The organism is Nocardia neocaledoniensis (genome assembly GCF_029868625.1).
GTDB lineage: Bacteria > Actinomycetota > Actinomycetes > Mycobacteriales > Mycobacteriaceae > Nocardia > Nocardia neocaledoniensis_A.
Map to the genome: position 1 here is coordinate 1 of NZ_JARWOJ010000089.1, position 1230 is coordinate 1230.

The 1230-nt window shown below is 68.3% G+C and carries 2 protein-coding genes; both read right to left on the reverse strand.

All coding sequences use genetic code 11. The annotated features are described in order from the left end of the window. Positions 1–790: hypothetical protein (locus QH270_RS05960; protein WP_280339380.1), on the reverse strand; the 790-nt coding region annotated here is incomplete at its 3' end. After that, positions 790–1230: hypothetical protein (locus QH270_RS05965; RefSeq protein WP_280339381.1), on the reverse strand; the 441-nt coding region annotated here is incomplete at its 5' end. The genes QH270_RS05965 and QH270_RS05960, both read right to left, overlap by 1 nt.

The window sequence follows — 1230 nt, forward strand, 5'->3', positions numbered from 1 at the left end:
TGGCGGTGTCGACGAGCTGGGACCGCAACGCGCTCGTCGCATCAGCGATCATCGTGCGCGGTGTCGGCGGCTCGAGCAGGGCGGCGCCGACGTCGGGACCTCGCGGAACATACGGCGGCACCGCCAACGCCGGATCGGCGCGGGCATAGCCATTCCAGGCTCGAGCGAGGTCTTGTTCGGTGTAGGCGGCGAAGGTGACCGCGTGTACGCGGCGGATCCCTTCCACGCTCGCCCCCCACAAGCTCTCGCCTTCGGCTGGCGTGAGCTGGGCGGCGGCCGCCAGGACGGTCACCCGGGTGTGCAGTGCCGTCATGTTGTCGGCGAACTGGGCGACGGCGATCGGGTCGGCATCGAAAGCCCATCTCCCGGAAGCAATTCGGTCCATACGGGCGGCTTCCAGGCCGGCCATGCGTTCCATAGTCCACAAGTCGAGCTCGAGCATGTCGAGGTAGAACTCTTGGGCTTGGTTCGCGCGGGCGGGATGCTGGCGCACCACGCCCGGCTTCGGTGCGTCCGCGCCGCGCTGCCCGAGTTCGCGGGCATCGACGACCCAACCCGGGTCGACCCCACCCAACAAGGCCGTGTACTCGGCGTGCTCACGCTGCACGGTGAGCAGCTCGAGTCGCTCGTTCCACACCTGCTCGCTGCCACCGGAGACACCGTCGTCGAACATGGAAGGCCCGGCATCAGCGACCTCCCGATGCTGAGCGGCCAATTGCTGGATCCGGCGCAAGATGCGGCCTTGCCACTGGGCCACCGACTCACCGGGCCTTGGAGCGCTCGTGGTCATCACCACACCCCCTGATCCACACCAGACCCCGGCCCTCGATCAGGCGGATGGGGTTGCAGGTCTGGGTCTGGCTCCCACTGTGCTGCTGTTCGGATCCCGGTTGCTTCGACCGCGGTGCCGATACCGTGCCCCGCGCCCGGGCCTAGGTTGTCGGTGAAGCTGACTGCGGCCAAGGCGTGTTCGGCACGCTGGGCAAACTCCCAGGGAGTGGGCGGGCCGAGATCGGTGACGGTCGTGGTGGCGAGGTTGTCGAAAGTACGCGAGACGTCGGCCTCGACACCTTTCCACGACATTTCCGTGAACCGTTGCCGCAGTTCGGCATCGGTGTAGGAGGCCGCGGTCAGCTCCGCCAGCTGTTGCCAGGCGCCGGGGCTGCGGCCCCACAGTTGCTCGGCCTCGCCGGGTTGGACGTTGATCAGTGCCGCGGTCCCGGTCGCACG